At 38.6% G+C, this 24,403-nt stretch carries 15 protein-coding genes, 8 tRNA genes, 3 rRNA genes and 3 pseudogenes; 4 read left to right on the top strand and 25 right to left on the bottom strand.

Features of this window, described 5'->3' with window-relative positions; all coding sequences use genetic code 11:
* Nucleotides 1-52: 52 nt before the first annotated feature.
* From BBF96_RS13705 to BBF96_RS13690, 4 genes are all read right to left on the bottom strand, one after another.
* Nucleotides 53-367 (bottom strand): hypothetical protein, encoded by a 315-nt coding sequence (locus BBF96_RS13705; RefSeq protein ID WP_127017678.1) that lies wholly within the window; start codon nt 365-367, stop codon nt 53-55.
* 35 nt (nt 368-402) lie between these two features.
* Entirely contained in the window at nt 403-1,434 is a 1,032-nt protein-coding gene (locus BBF96_RS13700) for a tetratricopeptide repeat protein (protein ID WP_127017677.1), read from the bottom strand.
* Between the two features lie 300 nt (nt 1,435-1,734).
* The gene (locus BBF96_RS13695; RefSeq protein ID WP_127017676.1) at nt 1,735-2,007 is read right to left on the bottom strand and encodes a metal-sensitive transcriptional regulator; all 273 of its coding nucleotides are present in this window, start codon (nt 2,005-2,007) and stop codon (nt 1,735-1,737) included.
* Nucleotides 2,008-2,114: 107 nt separating this feature from the next.
* Nucleotides 2,115-2,369, bottom strand: a complete 255-nt coding sequence (locus tag BBF96_RS13690) for a hypothetical protein (protein ID WP_127017675.1) — start codon at nt 2,367-2,369, stop codon at nt 2,115-2,117.
* 459 nt (nt 2,370-2,828) lie between these two features.
* Between BBF96_RS13690 and BBF96_RS17250 the strand changes: the two are divergent.
* A pseudogene (locus BBF96_RS17250) lies at nt 2,829-4,006 on the top strand (IS256 family transposase).
* A gap of 243 nt (nt 4,007-4,249) precedes the next feature.
* Here the strand turns inward: BBF96_RS17250 and BBF96_RS13680 are convergent.
* From BBF96_RS13680 to BBF96_RS13665, 3 genes are all read right to left on the bottom strand, one after another.
* Nucleotides 4,250-5,281: an endonuclease NucS domain-containing protein gene (locus tag BBF96_RS13680; RefSeq protein ID WP_127017674.1), complete on the bottom strand. Its 1,032-nt coding sequence runs from the start codon at nt 5,279-5,281 to the stop codon at nt 4,250-4,252.
* Between the two features lie 195 nt (nt 5,282-5,476).
* Nucleotides 5,477-6,013: a M50 family metallopeptidase gene (locus BBF96_RS13675; protein WP_127017673.1), complete on the bottom strand. Its 537-nt coding sequence runs from the start codon at nt 6,011-6,013 to the stop codon at nt 5,477-5,479.
* 526 nt (nt 6,014-6,539) lie between these two features.
* Nucleotides 6,540-7,778 carry an MFS transporter gene (locus tag BBF96_RS13665; protein ID WP_127017672.1) on the bottom strand — a complete coding sequence of 413 codons (1,239 nt, stop codon included), beginning with the start codon at nt 7,776-7,778 and terminating at the stop codon, nt 6,540-6,542.
* A 740-nt stretch (nt 7,779-8,518) separates the two neighbouring features.
* Here BBF96_RS13665 and BBF96_RS13660 point away from each other — a divergent pair.
* Nucleotides 8,519-8,674: a helix-turn-helix domain-containing protein gene (locus BBF96_RS13660; RefSeq protein ID WP_205665645.1), complete on the top strand. Its 156-nt coding sequence runs from the start codon at nt 8,519-8,521 to the stop codon at nt 8,672-8,674.
* 273 nt (nt 8,675-8,947) lie between these two features.
* Here the strand turns inward: BBF96_RS13660 and BBF96_RS16510 are convergent, their stop codons facing one another.
* From BBF96_RS16510 to BBF96_RS13640, 6 genes and pseudogenes are all read right to left on the bottom strand, one after another.
* Nucleotides 8,948-9,376 carry a hypothetical protein gene (locus BBF96_RS16510; protein ID WP_164731080.1) on the bottom strand — a complete coding sequence of 143 codons (429 nt, stop codon included), beginning with the start codon at nt 9,374-9,376 and terminating at the stop codon, nt 8,948-8,950.
* A gap of 6 nt (nt 9,377-9,382) precedes the next feature.
* Nucleotides 9,383-9,472 (bottom strand): annotated as a pseudogene (locus BBF96_RS17540) (hypothetical protein); the annotation flags it as partial.
* Between the two features lie 34 nt (nt 9,473-9,506).
* Nucleotides 9,507-9,704, bottom strand: a complete 198-nt coding sequence (locus tag BBF96_RS16505) for a hypothetical protein (RefSeq protein WP_164731079.1) — start codon at nt 9,702-9,704, stop codon at nt 9,507-9,509.
* Nucleotides 9,705-9,835: 131 nt separating this feature from the next.
* On the bottom strand, nt 9,836-12,496 hold the full coding sequence (locus BBF96_RS13650) for an AAA-associated domain-containing protein (protein WP_127017670.1): 2,661 nt from the start codon (nt 12,494-12,496) through the stop codon (nt 9,836-9,838).
* The gene (locus tag BBF96_RS13645; protein WP_127017669.1) at nt 12,477-12,680 is read right to left on the bottom strand and encodes a hypothetical protein; all 204 of its coding nucleotides are present in this window, start codon (nt 12,678-12,680) and stop codon (nt 12,477-12,479) included. The genes BBF96_RS13650 and BBF96_RS13645 overlap by 20 nt, the downstream gene beginning before the upstream one ends.
* Nucleotides 12,681-12,813: 133 nt before the next feature.
* Complete coding sequence (locus tag BBF96_RS13640) at nt 12,814-13,542, bottom strand: hypothetical protein (protein WP_127017668.1); 729 nt, start codon at nt 13,540-13,542, stop codon at nt 12,814-12,816.
* A 170-nt stretch (nt 13,543-13,712) separates the two neighbouring features.
* Between BBF96_RS13640 and BBF96_RS13635 the strand changes: the two genes are divergently transcribed.
* Together BBF96_RS13635 and BBF96_RS17535 are read left to right on the top strand one after the other, a co-directional pair.
* Nucleotides 13,713-15,149: a DDE-type integrase/transposase/recombinase gene (locus BBF96_RS13635; RefSeq protein WP_127017667.1), complete on the top strand. Its 1,437-nt coding sequence runs from the start codon at nt 13,713-13,715 to the stop codon at nt 15,147-15,149.
* Nucleotides 15,150-15,726: 577 nt separating this feature from the next.
* Nucleotides 15,727-17,023: pseudogene (locus tag BBF96_RS17535) on the top strand (transposase).
* A gap of 360 nt (nt 17,024-17,383) precedes the next feature.
* On the opposite strand, the gene BBF96_RS13625 reads toward BBF96_RS17535, so the two are convergent.
* The 12 genes from BBF96_RS13625 to BBF96_RS13570 all read right to left on the bottom strand — a co-directional run bounded on the left by BBF96_RS13625 (nt 17,384) and on the right by BBF96_RS13570 (nt 24,129).
* Nucleotides 17,384-17,459 (bottom strand) — tRNA-Asn (locus BBF96_RS13625).
* A gap of 14 nt (nt 17,460-17,473) precedes the next feature.
* Nucleotides 17,474-17,590: ribosomal RNA gene (gene rrf, locus BBF96_RS13620) — 5S ribosomal RNA — on the bottom strand.
* A 19-nt stretch (nt 17,591-17,609) separates the two neighbouring features.
* Nucleotides 17,610-17,685, bottom strand: a tRNA-Thr gene (locus BBF96_RS13615).
* Between the two features lie 8 nt (nt 17,686-17,693).
* Nucleotides 17,694-17,770, bottom strand: a tRNA-Asp gene (locus BBF96_RS13610).
* 6 nt (nt 17,771-17,776) lie between these two features.
* Nucleotides 17,777-17,852 (bottom strand) — tRNA-Val (locus BBF96_RS13605).
* A gap of 4 nt (nt 17,853-17,856) precedes the next feature.
* Nucleotides 17,857-17,932, bottom strand: a tRNA-Glu gene (locus tag BBF96_RS13600).
* A gap of 1 nt (nt 17,933) precedes the next feature.
* A tRNA-Gly gene (locus BBF96_RS13595) sits at nt 17,934-18,008 on the bottom strand.
* A 16-nt stretch (nt 18,009-18,024) separates the two neighbouring features.
* Nucleotides 18,025-18,116: transfer RNA gene (locus tag BBF96_RS13590), tRNA-Leu, on the bottom strand.
* Between the two features lie 5 nt (nt 18,117-18,121).
* Nucleotides 18,122-18,197, bottom strand: a tRNA-Lys gene (locus tag BBF96_RS13585).
* A 42-nt stretch (nt 18,198-18,239) separates the two neighbouring features.
* Nucleotides 18,240-21,227 (bottom strand): 23S ribosomal RNA (locus tag BBF96_RS13580).
* Nucleotides 21,228-21,321: 94 nt separating this feature from the next.
* Nucleotides 21,322-22,894, bottom strand: a 16S ribosomal RNA gene (locus BBF96_RS13575).
* Together the 16S, 23S and 5S rRNA genes with 8 tRNA genes alongside form the textbook arrangement of a ribosomal RNA operon.
* Nucleotides 22,895-23,490: 596 nt before the next feature.
* Complete coding sequence (locus tag BBF96_RS13570) at nt 23,491-24,129, bottom strand: hypothetical protein (protein WP_127017666.1); 639 nt, start codon at nt 24,127-24,129, stop codon at nt 23,491-23,493.
* Nucleotides 24,130-24,403: the final 274 nt, after the last annotated feature.

Here is a 24,403-nt window from a genome sequence, read left to right as displayed (position 1 = left end):
ATAAACATTAAAAAGATACACCTTTATTAAAGGTGTATCTTTTATTTTATGTTTATTGAATTGGTTCCTCAATCGGACCTTCTAGCATCATTGGTTGCTCAATCGGACCGCCAAGTCCTATTAGCTGCTCAATTGGCCAGCCAAGTCTTATTAGCTGCTCAATTAATCTACCAAGTTCCATTGGCTGCCCAATTGGTCCGTCAAATCCTATTAGCTGCTCAATTGGTCCGTCAAGTTCCATCGGCTGCTCAATTGGTCCACTAAGTGCTAATGGCTCTTCAATAGGACCATTAGCGAAAGCACATGGCAACCAGACCAACAGGAAAACTCCCAACATCAATACTAGACCTTTAAATACCCTCCCCATTACAACTTCCCCCTTTCATTATTATAAAAGTATTACTAACTTGAAATTAACCTTTGTTCCTGTTCTTCAATCTCTTTTGCCAATTCCTCAAATTTAAGCGCATAGCGACCAGAACGAATATCACCACGCTCTTTTAGCATAAGAGATAACTGATGAAAAGTTTCGGCAGCTTCTATTTTTAATTCTCTATCTTCTAATTTCGTTGCTGCCATTTCGAAGTAATTTACGGCATCTTCAAAATTACCTATCTTCCTCTGGTATAATCCTTCAATAGCCAGGTTCCGTAATAGTTCAATTTCACCGGCCTTTTCATCATAATCTAAAAGAATTTGATTAGCTTTGTTAATAAACTTTTTAGCCATATGAAAGTTACCCAGTTTTAAATAGGTTTTAGCAATTTCATTACTTATACAAGCAATATAAAATTCATCATTAGTTAAAGATAAAGCTTCATTAAAAGTATTAATAGCCAGGTCATATTGTTGTTGATCATAATAGGCCATTCCCTTATTATTTAAAACCATAGCTTTTGATTTATGTAAAACTTCCTCATTACATAGCTCAATCGCAAGATCATAAATCCGAATTGCTTCATCTAAATAAATTTTATTTTGTGTTACACTGGCTTTACGCCAGTAAGTTAAACCTAGATCATTAAAAACATTAATTCTGGTTTCATTATCATGGAATTTTGATTCAATATCCTCTAAAATAGAAATCGCTTGATCTAGCTTTCCCAATTTGCGTAGAGTTCTTGCTAAAGCATATTTACATTTAAAATACTCTTCACTCTTTTCTATTACTTCTTCAGATTGTTTTTCTTCAAACATTTTTAAAATTTTAGTATAAATTTCAGCAGCATAATTTAAATCTTTCATTGAATTAAGATAAACATGTCCCAATAATAATCTGTTCTGTACAATTCCATCCCAATCATCTAACAATTCTGCACATTGAATAGCTCTAATTATATATTCAAGAGCCTCTTCATATTTTCTCTCCTTATAAAGTTTCTTTCTTCCAATGGCATTATACTTTTTTAAAAGCTGCTTAATCTTTTCACGCATTATATCCCCCCCAGAAAAAACACCCCTCCATTTTTAAATATGATTTCCTTTCATTTGTAAAAATTAGATACTTTTATTTTAACATAAAAAATTAGTAAAATCAATGTCTCTTTATCTAAACAAGATCATTTCATTTTTTTATGTTTAATACCCTTTGTAGATTATTTTGTTGGCAAATTATAATATCAACTTTTTTTTCTTAATTTGTTAAAAATAAAATAAAAAAAACCTTTAAAACCCCTTTTTTTGAGTCTATAATTTTTTTATCAAAATATATGAACCTGATTATGATTTCATGATTTATCTAGAGAATTTAACTAAACTTTCAATAATATCTCTAACTTTCTTCTGCAAATTTTCCGGTGAATTTATTGCATCCATTATACATTCTTCTGTATAATTTTCTATTATTGCCATTCCAATTTTATTCATTGCAGCTTTAACAGCATTAATCTGAATTAGAATCTGTTCACAACTTTTACCTTCTTCAATCATTTTCTCAATTCCACCAAGGTGTCCCTTAATAGTTCGAATACGATTTATTAAATCTTTCTTTATTTCTTTTTTTGACATAAATTCAATCCCCCTTCTTTAGTATTTCTTCGTCTTCTCTTCGATAAACCCTTTAATTTTTCAAATTTTTTTATAAAAAAAACTGTTTCCTAAATGGGAAACAGTTTTTATTCTTTAGAGTGAATAAAAATCTCTTCTTTGTTCAATCTATTTACAATATAGTCAATCAGAATACCTAATGTGGTTTCATTTAAGAGAATTCTAATAATCCAATTTGGTAGAAAATCTCCTGCAAGATTCTGTATGAGTTGGATTGCTTCTTTTTTCTTTGTTGGCCCTTCACCTGGACGTTCTACAATAGTAATTCCTATTAAAATTAAGTGAAGAACATCCCGAATTATGGATAGATATTTTATGATCATTATAAATCACCACCTTTTTTATTATCTTATTCTTAAATTTATGAATTGGTGATTCATATAAAGAAAAAAAGTGCCCTTAAGGCACCATTCATCCACATATTAATAACAGGGGATTACTTTTTCTCAAAAGAAGATATGATTTTACTGCAAAAAGCTAATTTTTCACTTCATGAAGAAATTTTTCGAACCATCTAAAGTTCGATTTCAGCCGAAATAAGGCACACTAATCAATGGGCCATCCTGGCCCCTGATTAGCTCATCACATTCTGTGATAAGGCCTTATTTCGACTAAAATCTCACTAAGATGGTTTAACGAAAAATTTCTATGAGTAGTGTATAATATTTTGTATAGATGGCTTTTGTGAGATCTCACATAAATAAAAAAAGGGAATCCTCTTTGAAAGGTTGAAGTAATTGTTTGCCTAACAAAAATCTCAACCTAAAGGAGAATTCCACTTTATACTTCAAAAGTTATTGACAGGTCAATTAGATTTAGATAGTTTATTAACTGATTTGATTAAGGAATTTATTCAAAAACTCCTCAAGGCTGAACTGATTGAGTTTTTAAACTATGAAAAATATGACCCTAAAAGTAAAAATTCAGGTAATAGTCGCAATGGTTATTATACTCGCAACCTTAAAACTAAATATGGTAATATTTAGGATTTAAAGATGCCACGAGATCGAAATGGTGAATTTAAAACTGTTCTTTTTGAGCCTCATCAGCGTTGTGACAATTGGTTAGAAGAAATGATCATTAACATGTATGCCAAAGGTCTCAGTGCCAGAGATATTGCTGAAACTATTGAAAAAATGTACGATACCAAATATAGCGCATCCTCTGTCAGCAATTTAACAGATGTTGCTTTAGAAGAACTGAATAAATGACATCAACGAAAATTCAAAAGACGTTAAGCGTTCTATACATTTATGGTATGAGTGTAAAGTTGCTTCGTGAGTATGTTGACAATGAACTTGTATATATGAGCATTGGCATCGATGAAGAAGGTTATAGAGAGATTCTTGATTTCTATATAGGCGCTTCAGAATCTTCTGCTCTCTGGGAAGAAGTTTTGTTAAACTTAAAGTCCAGGGGACTGGAAGAAGTTTTATTGGGTGTCATGGATAGTCTTTCGGAATTAAAAGATGCATTTCTCAAAGTTTATCCTAAAGCCGACGTACAACGGTGTATTGTACATAGAGTTAGAAACACTATAACCAAAGTACGTAAAAAGCATTTGAATGAAATAATAGAAGATTTAAAAACCATTTATAATGCTCCTGACACGGAGTATGCCAAAAAGGCATTAAAGGAATTTTGCGATAAATGGGGACAAATCTACCCTAAAATTACTCAAAGTTGGTGGAATGAATAAAACGAACTTCTGACCTTCTATAAGTATCCATCTGAGATTCGTAAGGCAATCTATACTACCAACTGGATAAAAAGAGCTATTAAAGAGCTTCGTAAAAGGTTAAATCCAGTTAACAGCTTACCAACTGAGACAGCAGCTGAGAAGATTATTTACTTGAAAGTTATTGATTATAATACCAAATGGAGTAACCAAAAAATGAAAGGTTTTTTAAGTGCTAAAGAACAATTACAACAACTTTTCAAAGAGCGTTATAGATCTTGAGAATTCATTTACACAAAATTCTTGACATCATCTTTTCTCCTTTTCATATTTAACACCTCAAAAATGAAAAGATGATTTCGCCTAACGTTCTGGGTATTTCCAACGTGCCCGTACCGTCAGGTCTGGCGTAAAACTTGCCCTCTCCCACACTCACCTCACTTATTGCAAGCTTTATGACAAAGAGCATGTCCGTTAGGCAGGCCAACAGGCCGTAGAGGAAATACCCTGTTAGCCGAAATTAGCTTATTTTTTTATCTCTTCAATCCAATCAATAAAATTATTAATTTCATTATTATCTTTAAGAAAGCCTGATAACATTAATGGGCCTCCGGACCATGCTTCTTTTAAATTCTTTTCCTTGAACCGTTTTGGTAAGTGATTTATTATTTCATCTCTACTTACATTAAGATATTTGGCTAATCTTTCTATATATATTGAAAAATATAAACCTTTTTCACTACTACTTTTCTCTGGATATACACCCAGTATAGTTTTATTACTTCCTTCCATTTTTCCTATAAAGGTTGTAGAACTCATAGTGGAACTTTGCCTATCAAAGTAATGTTGTAACCTACCCGTAAGATTTTTGTATAGTTCTAAAACTCCATTATCTTCAGCCATTTTTTCTAATTCTTCAAAAGATAAATTCCTTCTCCTTTTACTACCAGATTTAATTTTAATATTATAGTCTACTTGTTCTGGTTCAATTAAAAATACTCTTCCTATATATTCATTTTGATTTTCATCTTGAAAATATTGAAATGTTATTACATTTATACCTATACCATATTCGCCAGAAAGATAATTAATAATTCTCTCGGTACTACTATCCATTTCAGATGCTACTATAAACATTTTATGATTTTCATTTAAAACATCTGGCAACTCTATATTAAATTTGTTTTCAAATGCCTCATCCAAAACCATGTTTTTTTTAGATAAATATTTATTAGCTATGTCTGTTATTTCTTTATTAGATAATTCTTTAACCCAACTTGCATAATCTAATACCTGGGCTATTACATCTCTAGGGGTTTTATCTCGTTTAAGTTCAATAATTACGGCATCTCCATTAATATCTAAACAAAGAAGATCAATAAATTTACCATAATCCGTTTTAACTTGACGACCAATAACCAATAGGTTATCTGATATCATACTAATATCATTTTCAAGCCAATTTTCTATTCTTTCTTCTAAATCCAATCTAGATATGTTAATTTCCTTCAATCTGTCATTAGATTCAATTTTCCATAATCTCATTTCTTGTGGCATAAATCCCCCTCCTAAAAGCCAATTTCGGCTAACGTTCCGGGTATTTTCGATGTGCCTGTGCCAAAGGCCTGGTGCAAAGCTTGCCCCTCACTAACTTAGCTCACTGCAAGCTTTGTGACAGAGGGCATCCCGTAGGGTAGCCACTAGGCGTTACGGAAATATCATGTTATCTGAAGTGCTACCTTGTTACATTTTTTATTTAAAGATATCTTTAATATCTCCTAGTTTCTTCATAAAAAGAAATATACTAAATAAAAATATTATTAAAAAAATGCCACTTATCCAGAAGCCACTCACATTTATTTTCTCCATAAATCTTGTTACATCATCACCAACTGGTGCTTTCTTATATTCAAATATAATTGGTATAACAATCCAAGCTAACATAGACCCTATAACTGTTCCCGAAAATAATATTTTAAAAATTTCAAATAAAGGATGTGCTTTCTTTGGTACAATCAAAATAAAAACTAACCAAATTATAAATGGTAAAGCAAAACCAGAAATATGAATTATTGCTGATTGAAATGAATTAAATGTACCTTGAAAAAAAGCTTTTGCTTGAAAAAAAGCTAATTTCATACCGTTAATTTTTCCACCAAAAAATTTTGCAGACATTAGATGCCCTAATTCATGAAAAAAAGGATATATTACTAGCATTATTAGATAAGCTAAAAAAATGATATATACTATAAAAAGGACTTTTTTCTTAGCTAAGTTTTTCTCTCCCAATTAAATCTCCCCTTAATTCTAAGAAATACAATAGCATTTCAGATAACGTTCTGCGGGCATGCGAAGTGCGAGGCAAAGCCGAGCATTTGAATGAGCGATAGCGAACCGTATACCCGCTGTTAGCCGCCATTGCAGTTATTCCAACAACCTGAGTACTTTCAATTCGTCTTCTGATAGTTCTAAACCGCATACTAAGCATTCTCCTTTTTTTATCTAACTCCAAATTTATTTATTACAGGAATGCTCCTTTAAAATAAAAATTTGGTTGTAAACTCTCAATTTTAGCTTTCCCCAAAGTGCTCCCGTTACAAACTGACAACACTTTTTACAGAAATAAAATTTTCTTCTAGATACTTTTGAACTGACCCTTTTTGCAAATATTCCATAACAATAAACGCTTTAGGTTGAGAATTAATAAATTCTATATCAGCATTTTTAACATCAACAATATGGTTATGACGACATTTTTCAAGTATTTATGCTTCCTTAAATGCTTTAACAAATTCTTCTGGTTTGGATGTTTTTATTATCTTAATTGCTCTTTCAACCTGAAGAACTTAGATTTTATACGTCTTATTCCAGTTAGCTTAACAACAATATAGACCGATAATAATGATACACCCAAAATTAAATATGTCGTAAAAATATTAAAACAATCTATCAAAAATCCAATAATCGGATCAAAAATCACAAAAGATAAACTAACAACAAAACTTTTAAGAGAAATTATAGTTGCTCTCTGCTTAGATGGTATCTGATTATTTAAGCGACTATCCAATAATGGCCATGTCAATCCTGTAGCTATTCTACCGAACATCAATAATAATACACCATACCAATTACGTGTCAAACCTAGCAAAAGAAAACATATAACCATTTGGATAATTATTATGTTAAATGAAGTATCTTTAAAACGATTTTTAAAGAGGTGACTTAACTTTGCTGAATTTGCTGCAATAATATTAAACACAAAAAAGATTATTCCAAAATAAATAACGGGAATTCCAATGTCTTGCATATAAGGTTGTGAAAGATAGTTCATATTTGAAATATATAACATAAAAATAAAGTACAAAAATATTGTATACAGTACATCCCTGTTACTATAAACATATTTGAAACTTTCCTGTATATGTTGAAAATACGATACAAACTGAGTCTTTATATCCAATTTAACTTCAGCAGATTTCTTCTCTTCTTTCGGAGGTTCTTTAAAAGAAAAACTAATGATCATAGCAACTGTTAAAAATATAATTGATAAATACATAGGAAAGTACTTATTTAAATCATAAAGTAAACTGGAAGTTATAGCTGTTATTGCTGAAGCATAAAAACACAATGAATGAATATTAGAAATAGTCTTATCATACTCCTCTAATCTATTAGCGTATTTCATTGATTCATAAAGTAATGCCGAATCTGCACCTGAAATAAAAGCATCTGATAAGGCTCCAAAAAGACTGGATAAAAGTAAAATTTTAAAATCATTTGTCAATACAAAAACTAAAAAACTAAGTATGTTAAAGAATAATCCTATTATAACACTGTTTTTCCTTCCCACTTTATCAGCATATACTCCTGTCGGAACCTCAAAAACTAATGTTAAAAAACCACTTATTGAATTCAACAACATGATTTCGGTAAAATATAAGCCCTTACTCCTTAAAAAAACCACCATTATTGGCCATATAAATAGGGCCCTGGATAAAATAATATAATATTTATATAACTTTATGTTAAAATCATAGCTCTTAATTGGATTCATGACAAACTTGATAACCTCACTTTTAATTTTATATATACTATGATCATACTACAAAAAGCTAATTTTGAACGACATAGAAATTTTTCGTTAAACCATCTTAGTAAGATTTCAGTCGAACTTTAGATGGTTCGAAAAATTTCTTTATGAAGCGAAAAATTAGCTTTTTGCAGTATAATCATGTAAATATATCTTATTGTTGATATATAACAAGCAGATAAAGTTAGAAATTAACTTTTTCTGGATCTTTTATAGATTTCGGAAAGAGGTAGTATTTTATTGTCTTTTTTAAGGCTAATAAAATAGTAATATATATTTATTAATAATCAAATTACTTTATTGCTGTATTTTGTCTCATAGATGTCTAGAAAAAAGTTCAGAAAGTACTAAATTTAAAAAAGTGTCACGGATTCAGGATAGATGTTGAATTTCTTGAATTTCCAGAACTTACCCAAAAAGACCCTATTCAAATTTTGAAAGAGCCGTCAATTAGGGGAGCAATTTTAATAGCTGTTTCAAACTCTTTCAGAACATCCTTCCGTCTCACCCACACAAGGGAGAAGGCGGGAAAATAAAAATTTCTCTTTCTCCTATTTTGGAATGATAATAAGCCCACCCGCACCCGCTCAAAAAAGAAAATTTTTTTGAAAATGGACTTGACTTTTTGCTTTTCTTTGCTATATATTATTATGTGATGTTAAATGGTGATAAACTTTGGCGGGCAAAAAAGGAGTTAACCCATGATGGAAGGGTGTTCTGAAATAATGACCCTTGAGGAGACCGGAAAATATCTAAAAATAGGAAAATCTACTCTTTATAAAATGGCAAGGGAAGGCAAAATCCCTGTTGTGAAAATTGCTAATCAATGGAGATTTAGAAAAGAAGATATTGATAAGTAGTTGTAGGAAATAAGAAATAAAGAAATTTTTACCAATAAAGAAAAATAAATCTGTTCTCTATTCTTATCCTTTCTAAATTTTCTTAAAAGCCGAAAGTTTAAGGGCTGGGAACTTTTTGGTATTTATGAAGATGCGGGCTTCTCCGCTGATTTTTTATTTAAAAATTTCCCTATAACGTTTCGGGGATATGTGAAGTTTGCCCACTTCGTGGGCAAATTTGGGCGTAGCCCATAAGGGCGAAACCACATATCCACCTGTTGTGCGCAGTCAGGCTCAATCCAAACATATTGTTCTCACCCTGTGTCTTTCTTTAGTTCCCACGATAGGATATAAAAACCACCATCTATCATCAAGCTTTGAAGAACAAGTTAGTTCCAGTAAGTTTGATATAAAGTAAGAAAACGATAAACCTCTAAGTTCATAAATATTGTAAAAGTCACTTTCACAGTTCTCAACTGGAGGATTTAATCTGTTTCTATCCTCTTTTCTCCAGAATCTAATAAACACATCCTTCCCCAATGATATATGGTTCACATAACCTCTTGCATTTTTTAAAGCGCGATATACACTTCTTGACTCTATATTCTTGTCGTACTCATAGCTAAAAATCCCATTAAATATTTCCCTTCCAATCAATCTTCCATTATCCTCTGCCTTTCTTATAACTTCTTCCAATTCGCTATTTCTTATTTTAGTCTTCACCTCAATAATTCCTTTTACATTTTTATATGTTGTAATGACAAAATCTCCTTCTGAAAAGAAGACGGGAATTGTATTATCGTAGATTATTATATCAATCTGATTAGAAATTTGAGTTTCGTTGTTATTTCTCTTAATTACAAAACCTGTTCCAATATAAATTGCTCGGTAGAAATCTTCTTATCACATTTTTCAAGATAGCTTCCTTATATTGCCCCTCTTCTCCCCAATGGGAAGTCCCTATTAAATTTCTTACTCTATTCCTGATAGTATCCAGCTCTTTTGTGATAGACTCTTGAAATTCTTTGGGATCTATTCTACTCCTATCCATTTTTAACCATCCTCCTGATTGCGCACAACATTCCGCGGGTATGCGAAGCCCTGAACGTAGCGAAAGGTTTGGATGAGCGATAGCGAACCGCATACCCGCTGTTAAGTGAAGTTGTGCTTTCCAAATTATTTTCACTCCTCCTTTTCAAAATCAGAAAATAAAGTCGGTTGAGAAATTATACTTTTTCTTCTCCACTTATATGACCAAACCCCAGGTGCAAGATTTGCATGGCGTGCCCAATCAAGCATTATTTTAGCATTTGTTTTAGCAGTACCTTCTTTCCAATCCGTGCCAAGTTTTTCCTTGAGTTTCATTCCAAGTTCAGCAAGAGATAACTTTTTGTCTTTGTTTTCTTGAAGTATATCAATGAATATAGCAAATGAATGTATATTTAAGGCAGCTTTTGCAAATATCTCGGGGCGCTTTTCTGGAGAGTTTACGAAACCTTCAATATCTGGAAGCAAGCTAATAGAACTTGGATTGCGACGAATAAAACCCAGTTCTTCAAGAGCTACTAGAGATTTCTTGACAGTACTCCTTTTAAACCCACTCCAGTTCACTCTGCCTCCTTGCCTGCGGGCATCGACCAGTCTAATTGCTACCCTTTCAATAGGTGTAAATTGAATAGGAGGAGCTACTATCCCACCTCGTCGCTTGGCTAGGAAAGGACGAAGGTCACGAACTTCTGTTGCTCCAAGTGTATAGCGAGAAAGTACCTTTTCCCTACTATTGTATATTACCAAGACAGTAAAATGCATCCATTTTGCAAAACTATGTGCGTACGTTTGCCAAGTTTTTTCTGTAGCGGAGATGTACGGACAAGAATTCTCAAGTAATTCTGATACTTCACTTATTGTTAATTTTTCTCTGTCTTCCAATGTCTTCAAGATACGCCAAATCAAGCGATTGCGTTTAAGCCTCTCTCGCAAATGATTTCTTAAAGCTTCCTCAAAAGCTTCTGTTTCTTTAGGAAGATCGATTAAGAGAGCAATATTATCTTTATCGACTTTTATAAAACCAAGCAACCTCATATCTCGCAAAACATTGTAAAGTGATTTCTCCGATAGATTTGTACGTTCCTGGAAATCCGAAGTTGAAAGGTTACCACCCGCTTCAACTAGCAATTTGATAGCCCTTAAAACACTTCCAACCTGCGTACGTAAGATATAATTTTCTTGGACGGGAACACGGCTTGAATTCAAATAATCACGGAAGATGTCCCAGTACACATCATATTTATTGCCGATTCTCACTAACAACCGACGATGAACCAGGCTTTGAATTACTTCAGGTTTAAATTCTTCTCCCAATTCTTGAACACTAATTGGTGCTAATTTAGCTATTCGCCGTAATACGTCTTCCTCCTCCGGAGATAAACCTCGTAAGTCTTCTTGGAAAAGTTCCTCAATGTTTAGAAGGCTATAGGCTATGTCTGCCTGAGGAGTACCATTTTCTATTTGAGTTTTGACATGAGCACAGAGTTTCTTTAGCAGCCAAGGATAACCTTGAGAAAATTCGGAAAGAAAAAACCTAAGATCCTTCCTCAGTGTTCGTATACCCAATTCTTCTTTCAGTTTATCTAGAAGTGCATCAGTTTCTACATTAGAAAAGGTACTTAAGTTTATTTGCTTGCTTGAATCTCGAATGTTATCTCGTATTCGATAAGGGAATTCACTAGTTACACCAACAAGATCCGTTTTCCAAGAAAACCCTAACACCACATTTGTTTGAGCATCCTGAATTTTTAAAAATAGATCTCTAATTTTCACCAAAGCCTCATGCGAAAAGAAGAGATTCTCAAATTGATCAAGGAATATAAACATAACTTTGTTATGTTGTTCAAGAATTTGTCCTATGTTTACAAGAGTTTTTACAGCACCCTCAAAGCCTGTAATTATTTTGGTTATTTGCCCTTCGGAAAGCAAGCCATCAAAATCTCCAAACTTTGAAAGAGCGTAATCTACCACGTGCAGAATAAATTGAGAAGATGATGCTGAACGAGAGTCTATAGCAATGGCAAAATGCCCCTTTTGTCTGAGACGGTCCACACAGGCAAGAACAACCGAACTTTTCCCCCATCCTGAATTAGCCTCAAATAGAAGACCCCTGGAGGAAGTTTTTTTACCTATTACTGCTTCTGTATATGAATACACTTCACTTAAAACCTCTTGCCTGCCAACAAAATATTCTGGTGAAGCTGGGAATTGGTACTCAAAGCATGTAGAACTCCCTTTAACCTCCACAATTTGCTCTGCTTCTTTTTGAACCCTTGATGTCTGCGATATGGTAACATTCTCAATAGTGATTATTTCAAAGTCACCAATTTCAGGGTAGAGTTGTATTAAGTAATCTACAGTTGCTCTGTCTGATATGGGATTTCCTTTTGCATCAAAGACTGCGATTTTGTTAGGTATTCCTCCACCTGTAGGGATAATATATTGAACCCAAAACATTCCTTTATCTGTGTAAATTAAAGACCAATCTCCTGGTGAACCAATATTTGTTGGAATGTTTTTAGCAATAATTTCTGGTTGCGCAATGTCCGTAAATCTAAAAAGTTTTTCAAGCACATCATCTTCTTCTAGAATACGAAACGTAATGCCTGAATTACTCTCAATGTTCTCCCTATAAAACCCCTTAGCATGGCTGTTAATGCCGGGCAGTGCGATAAATAAAGCTTGACTTCGTTTATCTTTAAACCAACGTGTCATATATTTTCCAAAAAAAGCTTGTAACTTAGGTGAATCAATACTTGCTTCAGAATATTTACATTCAGCATAAAGTGGAACCATGTGTAGTAGTTGATTTCCCTTCTATGTCAATTTCCATCCCTGCATAGTTAATATTGGGGATGCGATCGATTTCATAACCTAACTGTCGTAGGACTTCTGCCATCAACTTTTCAAACAGTTTCCCCCTTGCCTGAGCTTGAGCCTGTGGAGAATCCCCACTTGCTAATATTTTTAATTTTCCCATACCTATTGCTCCTTTATTAACATTCTAAGCACAATTTCACTTAACGTTCTCGGTGTATGCGAAGTGCGAGGTAAAGCCTAGCATTTGGTGAGCGTAGCGAACCGCATACACCATGTTAGCCGAAGTCGGCTTCCTAACTTTGTTGTTTTTCATCATCACTCTCAATTGGTGATGTAATAAAGTTAATAAATTGCTTTCCCATATCCGTTGTACGAGAAGCAAACATCTCTTGTGAAGTCATAGTAACATGCAAAGACTCTATGTTCATTAATCCCCGAACAAATAGGTCTTTCACAATCTGATCGTAAAAATCGCGTCGCCCTCTCAATTCTGGAAAGGTGTGTTCTAAAACGGTTGATGGGACGCCCATTGACCAGTTTGGATATGTAATACTGTTTCTTCGCCCCCATTCTTGGGGGTTGTCAAAGAATTTCAATATTCTCAAATGCCATGGCGTAAGAGTATCAACAAAGTTAAGAAACATAAGTTGAATATCTTCTTCTGGAGCATTTGGTAAAGCTGCATTTAGAACCGCATTGCGCAAAGCTTCAAGTTTTTCTTTTTGATGATTGCGAATCGCTGCTTGACTCGCGTGCATAACTGTTGTGATGAACATCTCGTTCTGAGAAAGAGCTTCAATATTAAAATCATCAACTTTTTCTTCTAGCGCCTTGAGACCTTTGGCGATTGATTCTATCCATTCATTACGCCGCTTAGAAAGTGGAGGAACAATAATTGCCGAGAAAATCTCTGCGGCTAGCCCATCAATAACCGGTATCGTTGAAAGACCTGCCTTTAAGGCTGTGTAGGCCACATCTCCAGCTCCCGCTTTTGGCTTGATTCTTATTTCTGAATCACTCATTTTTACCCTCCTTTTTGCCAAAGCGTATTGTCAAAAGTTTTTTTAAGTTTTTGACCATAACCCCTTGATATTACTAATTTTTTTTTATTTAAAACTTGCCACCCCTTTTTTTTAAGGTATATTTGAATTAACCAAACCAAATCACCAAAAAAAGAAGGGGGTAGCAAACCTTGATTAAATTAATTCAAATATTACTGTTATACATTCAAATTCAACAAAAAATCATTGTTTTCCTCATCAGCTCTTTGCTTGGTAAGCATATTACTCTTAAAGCTCATGATAAATTGATTGACAAACCCTACCGAAAACTTCAGGTTGATCAAATGCCCATTATTGAAATCCCTGAAAAACTGAACTTTAACCAACTTCTAATCGATTATCAAAACTCACATGGTAAACCTCTTAAACCTATCAAACGTCATAAAAACAAAAAAGTTAAAATACCCAATAACCTTGTATGCCCACAATGTGGCGCTCCTCATCAATATTTGTATGATAACAATGGTGGCAGAGGACAGTTTAAATGTAAAGTCTGTTCCTGTAATTTCAACTTTAAAAATTACTATTCTAAGGCTGCCATTCTTAAATGCCCTCATTGCTCCAAACGACTCGAAAAAATTAAGGAACGTAAGGACTACTTTATCTTTAAATGCAAAAATGATAATTGCCCTTTCTATTTGAATAATCTTGCTTCTATGTCTAAAGAACAGAAAAAGAGATTTAAAATCGCTCCTCATGAGTTTAAAGTTCGTTATATCTATCGTCAGTTCAACTTCGATTACAAACCTTTGAGTAAATCCAGCCCTGCCATACCTGATGTAGATATCTCTAAAATTCACGCTTCTCCTCATACTCTGGGCTTGATTCTTACTTATTACGTTAACTACGGACTCTCTTCCAGAAATACTGCTTCCTTGATGGAAGATATCCATGGTATTAAAATATCTCATCAAACCGTACTAAACTACGCTGAATCTGTCGCTTGCCTTATCAAGCCTTTTGTCGATCATTACCCTTATCAACTCTCCAACTCCTTTTGTGGAGACGAAACTTATATCAAAGTCGATGCCAAATGGCAATATATTTTCTTCTTCTTCGATGCCGTAAAAAAGATCATTCTCTCTTATCGCGTCTCACCTAATAAAGACACTCTTTCTGCCATCAAAGCTATAGATGATGTTCTATCCAAACTTAAAACCATCCCTGATAATTTATCCTTCGTTGTTGATGGCAACCCTATTTATTTTCTGGCTCAACAGTACTTTGCTCAATACGGCATTTACTTTGATATTAATCAGGTCATTGGACTTACCAATGAAGACCCTATTTCTGCTGAATATAGACCTCTTAAGCAAATTATTGAACGCCTCCACAGAACTTTTAAAGCTAACTATAGGTCTACTCACGGCTTCAAGTCCTTAGATGGTTCTGTAACTTTCGCTGTTCTCTTTACTGCTTATTTCAACTTCCTAAGACCTCATTCAGCTCTTGAAAATTCTGTACCTGTTGTAATTCCTGAATTAAATGACTTACCTCATATGCCTGCCAGATGGTCTAAACTAATACAGATGGCTAAGGAATTTATCTTACAATATCAAGCAGCATAACACCTTTATATCTGTTTAGCAGAGCCTGAGGCAAAAAATACTAAAACCAGCTATCGGCGAAGCGCACCCTTGACAAACCGAACCAGCTAAATGGTAAACTGGATTTGCGAGGGTGGACTGATTTGTCATGCCTTTATATCTGTTCCCTTCGCCCTCGGTAACTTCTAAACACCATTTGGATGGTGTTTGTCAAGGGCGATAGCGTCGATTAATCGCTTATCTTACCTTAAATAGACTCATTTTTATTTTTTCATAGATCTTTTGACACTACCTGCCAAAATTTATCACTGTTTAACATTACATAATCATGTATAATATAGCAAAAAAAAAGCAAAAAGTCAAGTTCCTTTTCAAAAAGAGTATTTTGCGTAGTAAATAAGTCTTGATATATCAACAAAAATAGAGTTAATGGAAACTTCTTTACCCCAAAAAACATATTAAAATACCGGTTTTATTAGGGTAAATCGTAAAGATATTAAAAATTGCCCCCAGAATAAAAAAAGTAGGGTGAACCTCCGTGATTTTGTAATATAATAGTAATTAGCCAAGAAAATCACACGAAAGGAGGAATCACCCTATGGCTATTATACCAAACAAAGATTATTTTGCTACACTGAAATTGAAAATTTAGGCGATCTGGAAAGGCTGCGGTTGGTTATAGAATATATGCCTGATGAAGAGTTAATGAAAAAATTAGAAAGGGAACGTGGCAAAGGAAGAAATGATTATGAGATAAGAGCAATGTGGAATTCAATCCTGGCTGGGATTGTTTATCAACATGAAACAATTGAGAGTTTAAGGCGAGAATTATCTAGAAACGGCCAATTAAGGGCTATGTGTGGTTTTAGTAATAAAGTACCACCCTCCTGGGTTTACTCTCGATTTTTAAAAAAGATAATGGAAAACCAGGAAGAGATAGATAAGATATTTGATTATTTAGTAGATCAGCTAAAAGAATTGCTACCTGATTATGGGAAAAGACTGGCGATAGATGGAAAAGAAATCGAAAGTTTTGCAAGAATAAGAAAAAAAGAGATGGACGCAGGGATGTTGATGCAGACTTTGGAAGAAAGGTATATCAAGGCGAACATGAAGACGGCACTTTGTGGAAGAAGATAAAAAATTGGTTTGGTTATAAACTTCATTTGATAGTAGATGCTGATTATGAATTGCCAGTAGAATTTGAAGTTACAAAAGCTTCAGTTCACGAGGTTCCGGTGGCGCATAAACTTTTAAGAGAAGTGGAAGAAAAACATCCAGAAATAATAAAAGACTGTGAGATATTTCTGGCAGACAGAGGTTATGATGATAGCAAATTGATAAAAAAATTGTGAGATGACTATAAAATAAAACCTGTAATAGATATAAGAAATATGTGGCGAGATGGAGAAAAAACAAAGTTGTTGTCTAATTATGATAATATAGTGTATGACTATCGCGGAACAGTATATTGTTATTGTCTAGAAACAGCAAAAAGACGACAAATGGCATATGGAGGATTTGAAAAGGATAGAGAGACATTAAAATATCGTTGTCCGGCTGTTCACTATGGGATAGAATGTAAAGGGCAAAAAGAATGCGAATGCAAGGTATCAAATTGTATAAGGATAAAATTATCGGAAGATAGGAGAATATTTACACCGATAGCGCGTTCCAGTTATCGTTGGGAAAGGGAATATAAAGGACGGACAGCGATAGAAAGAATAAATAGCCGTCTGGATGTATGTTATGGTTTTGAAAGACATACTATTCGTGGTTTGAAAAAGATGAAAATGCGCTGTTTTCTGGCATTGATAATAATGCTGACGATGGCAGTAGGCCGTATTAAAGAAAACCAGAGAGACAAGATGAGAAGTCTGGTTAAACCGGCTTAATGATACAAATTAAGGATTTAGTTTAGATTTTAAAAAAGACTTCTCGAATTATAAGGGGGTAGGTATACCCAAAATTAGAACTTTCTTTTTGTAATAATATACAATGACTGGTTATTAGGTAACAATAAAGAAAATTACCAATTTTTATTAAGAAAATTAAGAGAGTAATTTTTTGTTTTTTAATAAAAAAAGACGCACAACGCAAAAAGCTTCAAAAAAAATTTCCTTTTGGGACGGGTGTGGGTGGGCTTCATTGTCATTCCAAAATTGGAGAAAGAGGGATTTTCATTTTTCCTGCCTTCTCTCTTGTGCGGGAAAGACGGAAGGATACTTTGAAAAAGTTTGAAACAGACATCAAAATGGCTCCCCAAGCAGGACTCGAACCTGCGACCCACTGGTTAACAGCCAGTTGCTCTACCAGCTGAGCTATTGGGGAGCGTTACTTAAAAAATCCCGCAACGTCCTACTCTCCCACAGGGTCTCCCCTGCAGTACCATCAGCGCTGGAGGGCTTAACTTCTGTGTTCGGAATGGGAACAGGTGTGGCCCCTCCGCTATCGTCACGGGAAACTTTATTCACTTTTCACTGGAGCCAATGACCGGACTTGAACCGGTGACCCCTTCCTTACCATGGAAGTGCTCTACCGACTGAGCTACATTGGCATAAATAATGGCGGAGACGACGGGACTCGAACCCGCGATCTTCGGCGTGACAGGCCGATATGTTAACCAACTACACCACGTCTCCGCAAAATGGTGGGCGCAACAGGACTCGAACCTATGACCCCCTGCTTGTAAGGCAGGTGCTCTCCCAACTGAGCTATGCGCCCTAAATGGCACTCCCAACGGGATTTGAACCCGTGCCGCCAGGTTGAAAACCTGGTGTCCTAGGCCGCTAGACGATGGGAGCATGGAGCGAGAGACGGGACTTGAACCCGCGACCCTCACGTTGGCAACGTGATGCTCTACCACTGAGCTACTCTCGCATGACTATAAGCTAGCTGGTGCGAAGGAAGGGATTCGAACCCCCACGGGCGTTTTTATTGCCCACTAGAACCTGAATCTAGCGCGTCTGCCAATTCCGCCACCTTCGCATAAATGGTGAGCCATGATGGATTCGAACCATCGACACCCTGATTAAAAGTCAGGTGCTCTGCCAACTGAGCTAATGGCCCACACTTATCTATACTTTCAAAACTGCATACTGGGGTCTTCGATAGATCAAGCCCTCGACCTATTAGTACCGGTCAGCTAAGGACATCACTGCCCTTACACCTCCGGCCTATCTACCTGGTAATCTTCCAGGGGTCTTACCTGATTAACTCAGCGGGATATCTAATCTTGAGGGTGGCTTCACGCTTAGATGCTTTCAGCGTTTATCCACTCCGCACATAGCTACCCAGCGGTGCCCCTGGCGGGACAACTGGTACACCAGCGGTGCGTCCATCCCGGTCCTCTCGTACTAGGGACAGATCCTCTCAAATATCCTACGCCCGCGGCGGATAGGGACCGAACTGTCTCACGACGTTCTGAACCCAGCTCGCGTACCGCTTTAATTGGCGAACAGCCAAACCCTTGGGACCTGCTTCAGCCCCAGGATGCGACGAGCCGACATCGAGGTGCCAAACCTCCCCGTCGATGTGAACTCTTGGGGGAGATAAGCCTGTTATCCCCGGGGTAACTTTTATCCGTTGAGCGACGGCAATTCCATCCTCTACCGCCGGATCACTAAGCCCTACTTTCGTACCTGCTCGACCTGTCTGTCTCGCAGTCAAGCTCCCTTCTGCCTTTACACTCTACGTGCGATTTCCGACCGCACTGAGGGAACCTTTGGGCGCCTCCGTTACCTTTTAGGAGGCGACCGCCCCAGTCAAACTGCCCACCTGACAATGTCCCAATACCGGATCACGGTATCTGGTTAGAATTCCAGCACAGCAAGAGTGGTATCCCACCGACGGCTCCACCAACACTGGCGTGCTGGCTTCTACGCCTCCCACCTATCCTGTACATGCTGTACCAAAATCCAATATCAGGCTGCAGTAAAGCTCCACGGGGTCTTTCCGTCCTGCCGCGGGTAGTGAGCATCTTCACTCACACTACAATTTCGCCGAGTCCCCCGTTGAGACAGCGCCCAGGTCGTTACGCCATTCGTGCAGGTCGGAACTTACCCGACAAGGAATTTCGCTACCTTAGGACCGTTATAGTTACGGCCGCCGTTTACTGGGGCTTAAGTTCGATGCTTCGCCTCTAATGGCTAACATCTCCCCTTGACCTTCCAGCACCGGGCAGGCGTCAGCCCCTATACTTCGTCTTGCGACTTAGCAGAGACCTGTGTTTTTGGTAAACAGTCGCCTGGGCCTATTCTCTGCAACTCCTTTCGAATCCGCGGGCTCGCCGCTTCTCCTACTCGGAGCACTCCTTCTCCCGAAGTTACGGAGTCATTTTGCCGAGTTCCTTAACGGGGGTTCTCTCGCGCGCCTTAGGATTCTCTCCTCGCCCACCTGTGTCGGTTTGCGGTACGGGCGCCCATTGGCTCGCTAGCGGCTTTTCTCGGCAGCGGGGAATCAGCCACTTCGCCCCATTTCAGGGCTCCCCATCACACCTCAGAGTTAACAGCCGGACGGATTTGCCTATCCGGCCCTCCTACATGCTTGGACACAGTATTCCACCACTGTGCTGGCCTATCCTTCTGCGTCACCGCTTCGCTCAAACGCCAATTAGGCGGCATCGGAATCTCAACCGATTGTCCATCGCCTACGCCTTTCGGCCTCAGCTTAGGTCCCGGCTTACCCTGAGCGGACGAACCTTCCTCAGGAATCCTCAGGCTTTCGGCGGGGGAGATTCTCACTCCCCTTATCGCTACTCATACCGGCATTCTCTCTTCTATACAGTCCACCGCTCCTTACGGTACGGCTTCGCCCCGTATAGAATGCTCCCCTACCATCCGCTTACGCGAATCCGCAGCTTCGGCGACAGGCTTAGCCCCGCTACATTTTCGGCGCAGAACCACTCGACCAGTGAGCTATTACGCACTCTTTAAATGAATGGCTGCTTCTAAGCCAACATCCTGGTTGTCTATGCAGTCCCACATCCTTTCCCACTTAGCCTGTACTTGGGGGCCTTAGCTGGCGGTCTGGGCTGTTCCCCTCTCGACTATGAAGCTTATCCCACATAGTCTGACTCCCAGGCTCTTCGGTATCGGTGTTCGGAGTTTGAATGAGTTCGGTAACCTTTCAGGGCCCCTAGCTCAATCAGTGCTCTACCGCCGATACCTAACACCTGAGGCTAGCCCTAAAGCTATTTCGGGGAGAACCAGCTATCTCCAGGTTCGATTGGCTTTTCACCCCTATCCACAGCTCATCCCATGACTTTTCAACGTCAATGTGGTTCGGGCCTCCACAGACTCTTACACCTGCTTCACCCTGGCCATGGATAGATCACCTGGTTTCGGGTCTATGGCATGTAACTTGCGCCCTCTTCAGACTCGGTTTCCCTACGGCTTCGCCCCTTTCGGCTTAACCTCTACGCTACATGCCATAACTCGCCGGTCCGTTCTACAAAAAGTACGCGGTCAGACTTTCTAATAGTCCTCCCACTGCTTGTAGGCATACGGTTTCAGGTTCTATTTCACTCCCCTCCCGGGGTTCTTTTCACCTTTCCCTCACGGTACTTCTTCACTATCGGTCGCCAGGGAGTATTTAGCCTTCGGAGATGGTCCTCCTATCTTCCCACAGGGTTCCACGTGTCCCGTGGTACTCTGGATCCTCAACAGGGTCTTCAAGCCTTTCGCCTACAGGGCTCTCACCTTCTATGGCCTGCCTTCCCAGACAGTTCGGCTAGACTCTCAGTTTAACCCCTGACAGCGTGCAGACTGTCCGTTGAGGTCCTAAACCCCCATGTAGCAACGGCTGCACCCTTCTACACTACATGGGTTTGGGCTCCTCCCCTTTCGCTCGCCGCTACTCAGGGAATCGCTTTTGCTTTCTTCTCCTCGGGGTACTAAGATGTTTCAGTTCCCCCGCTTGCCCTCACACACCTATGCATTCAGTGTGTGATACCACAGCATTACCTGTGGTGGGTTACCCCATTCGGACATCCCCGGGTCTACGCTTGTTTGCAGCTCACCGGGGCTTTTCGCAGCTTACCACGTCCTTCGTCGGCTCCTGGCGCCTAGGCATCCACCGTATGCCCTTTACAGCTTGATCTATCTCGAACCCCAATATGCAGTTTTCAAAGTACAGACTGAAAGGCTTATGACCTCTCAAAAGTGAACAGCAATCAGCACTCTCTTCTCCTTAGAAAGGAGGTGATCCAGCCGCACCTTCCGGTACGGCTACCTTGTTACGACTTCACCCCCCTCACCAGACACACCTTTGGCGCCTCCCCCCTCATCGGTTAGGACAGCGACTTCTGGTGCATCCAACTCGGGTGGTGTGACGGGCGGTGTGTACAAGGCCCGGGAACGTATTCACCGCAGTATGCTGACCTGCGATTACTAGCGATTCCGGCTTCATGCAGGCGAGTTGCAGCCTGCAATCCGAACTGAGAGCTGCTTTTTGGGATTAGCTCCACCTCGCGGCTTCGCAACCCTTTGTACAGCCCATTGTAGCACGTGTGTAGCTCAGGGCATAAAGGGCATGATGATTTGACGTCATCCCCACCTTCCTCCGGTTTGTCACCGGCAGTCTCCTTAGAGTCCCCGGCTTTACCCGCTGGCAACTAAGGACAGGGGTTGCGCTCGTTGCGGGACTTAACCCAACATCTCACGACACGAGCTGACGACAACCATGCACCACCTGTCACCGTGTGGCTCAAAGAGCCAAACCCTGCTTTCACAGGTAGTCACGGGATGTCAAGCCCTGGTAAGGTTCTTCGCGTTGCTTCGAATTAAACCACATGCTCCACCGCTTGTGCGGGCCCCCGTCAATTCCTTTGAGTTTCAGTCTTGCGACCGTACTCCCCAGGCGGGATACTTATCGCGTTAGCTACAGCACTGAGGGTATCTAAACCCCCAACACTTAGTATCCATCGTTTACGGCGTGGACTACCGGGGTATCTAATCCCGTTCGCTCCCCACGCTTTCGCGCCTCAGCGTCAGGTACAGGCCAGAGAGCCGCCTTCGCCACCGGTGTTCTTCCTGATATCTACGCATTTCACCGCTACACCAGGAATTCCACTCTCCTCTCCTGACCTCTAGTCCGGCAGTTTCAAACGCAGCCCACTGGTTAAGCCAGTGTATTTCACATTTGACTTACCAGACCGCCTACGCGCCCTTTACGCCCAGTAATTCCGGACAACGCTCGCTCCCTACGTATTACCGCGGCTGCTGGCACGTAGTTAGCCGGAGCTTTCTTATGAGGTACCGTCAAACCGCACATCTCTTAAACATGCGGCCTTTCTTCCCTCATGACAGGGCTTTACGTTCCGAAGAACTTCTTCACCCACGCGGCGTTGCTCCGTCAGGGTTTCCCCCATTGCGGAATATTCCCCACTGCTGCCTCCCGTAGGAGTCTGGGCCGTGTCTCAGTCCCAGTGTGGCCGTACACCCTCTCAGGCCGGCTACCCATCGTCGCCTTGGTGAGCCGTTACCTCACCAACTAGCTAATGGGACGCGGGCTCATCTCCGATCGGCAGCTTAACGCCACCTTTCCTTCCAGGAACATGCGCCCCCGGAAGCTCATCCGGTATTAGCCCACCTTTCGGTGGGTTATCCCCGTTTCGGAGGTAGATTACCCACGCGTTACTCACCCGTCCGCCACTGCCTGACTTCCAACTTCAGCCCGAAGGCCTCCGTCAGAGCAGGCCGTTCGACTTGCATGTGTTAGGCACGCCGCCAGCGTTCGTCCTGAGCCAGGATCAAACTCTCCAAACAAAATCTATCTTAAGCACTTTAAAGTGCTTAATTTCCTTAACTCAAAGGAAATCTTCTGGCTGATTGCTGTTCACTTTTCAAAGGTCATTTTCTGTCGCTATCATCGCGACATCCATTATCTTATCATCTCTTAACTATCTTGTCAAGTCTTAACTTCAAATCTAGAAAAATAATTTTTTGTTAAACAACGTTAGTTATTTTAACAGATTATTTAAACAAAGTCAAGAATTTTTTTAACACACATTAAATCGAGTTTTTAACCTCCAGATTGAAGTACAAAACTTACAATCCAAATCAAACTCTTGCAAACGACATTTATTATTTTAACAAATCATTTCGAAAATATCAAGCATAATTTTTAAAATTCTTCAATGATTAAACTGCAAAAAGCTAATTTTGAGCGCTATTGAAATTTTTCGTTAAACCATCTTAGTGAGATTGAAAAAAATGGCCTCATAATGAGGATGTGATGAGCTAATCAAGGGCCAGGACGCCCCATTGATTAGGATGCTTTATTTCAACTGAAATCGAACTTTAGATGATTCGAAAAATTTCTTTATGAAGCGAAAAATTAGTTTTTTAGCATCAATAAACCATTAAGTAACCCTCTTACCCAGCCGGAATGCAAACATAGCCGCAAACTTTGTACACCAAAATTGGAGCACTACTAGAACCACACACCCCATACCTACCAAGATGGCATTAGCCACATCCGTTATGCTACTTGGCTTTAGTCCCACACTTGAGTATATCATTCGCAGTGTATAACGATCATTCAGTGCCATGAACCCTATAGCTGACGCCAATATACCTGTGATTAACGCAGCAAATATACCGACATACCTTGCGCTCATTGCAAAGAGATCTTTCGATGTTCCGGCATAATAATGTTTCCGACCGATATACACCCCGGCGATTATTCCAAGAACGATATTACCGAATGGTAGCCCCATAAAGAAAGCAACTGCTATACACGACCAAAATATATAGACCAACACTAGCCACCTTAATTCCAAAGTATAGAATCTGCTTATCAAGTTTTTCAAGCCTAAAATATCAAGAATAATGCCAACACCTAAACCAGCAAAAGCTATACCAACTATTACGTTATCCGATATATTTAAAATGTTATAGACACTAAGCAGTGCAACAAGCCACCATCCGAAAACAAATAACGATAGGGGACACATAACCCCTACAAAAACACCAATTATGCTTAATTCTACTCTACTCATAACTCATATTTCACCCTCTCCCTTTTAAATCTATTTATCTACCTAAAATAAGCTTACCATCTTGCACTTCAATGGTACTTAATCTGATCCAAAGCCATGGAAACTGCTTTTAGCATTTTTTTGATAATTCTTACTGCTTACCCTTTTGCATATTAAGCAAATTGTTCACCCCGCTCTATACCACGCTTATCAAATCTAAACTCACAGTCGTATGCGCCCTGATTCCTATAACCCGTCCATAAATTTCTTTAACATAAAAAAGCTGTTGACCGTT

Origin of the sequence: Anoxybacter fermentans, from assembly GCF_003991135.1 — a bacterium.
In the GTDB taxonomy this organism is placed as follows: Bacteria; Bacillota; Halanaerobiia; order DY22613; family DY22613; genus Anoxybacter; species Anoxybacter fermentans.
The sequence above is the reverse complement of the archived record's forward strand: the minus strand, read 5'-3'. Positions and strand labels throughout refer to the sequence as shown.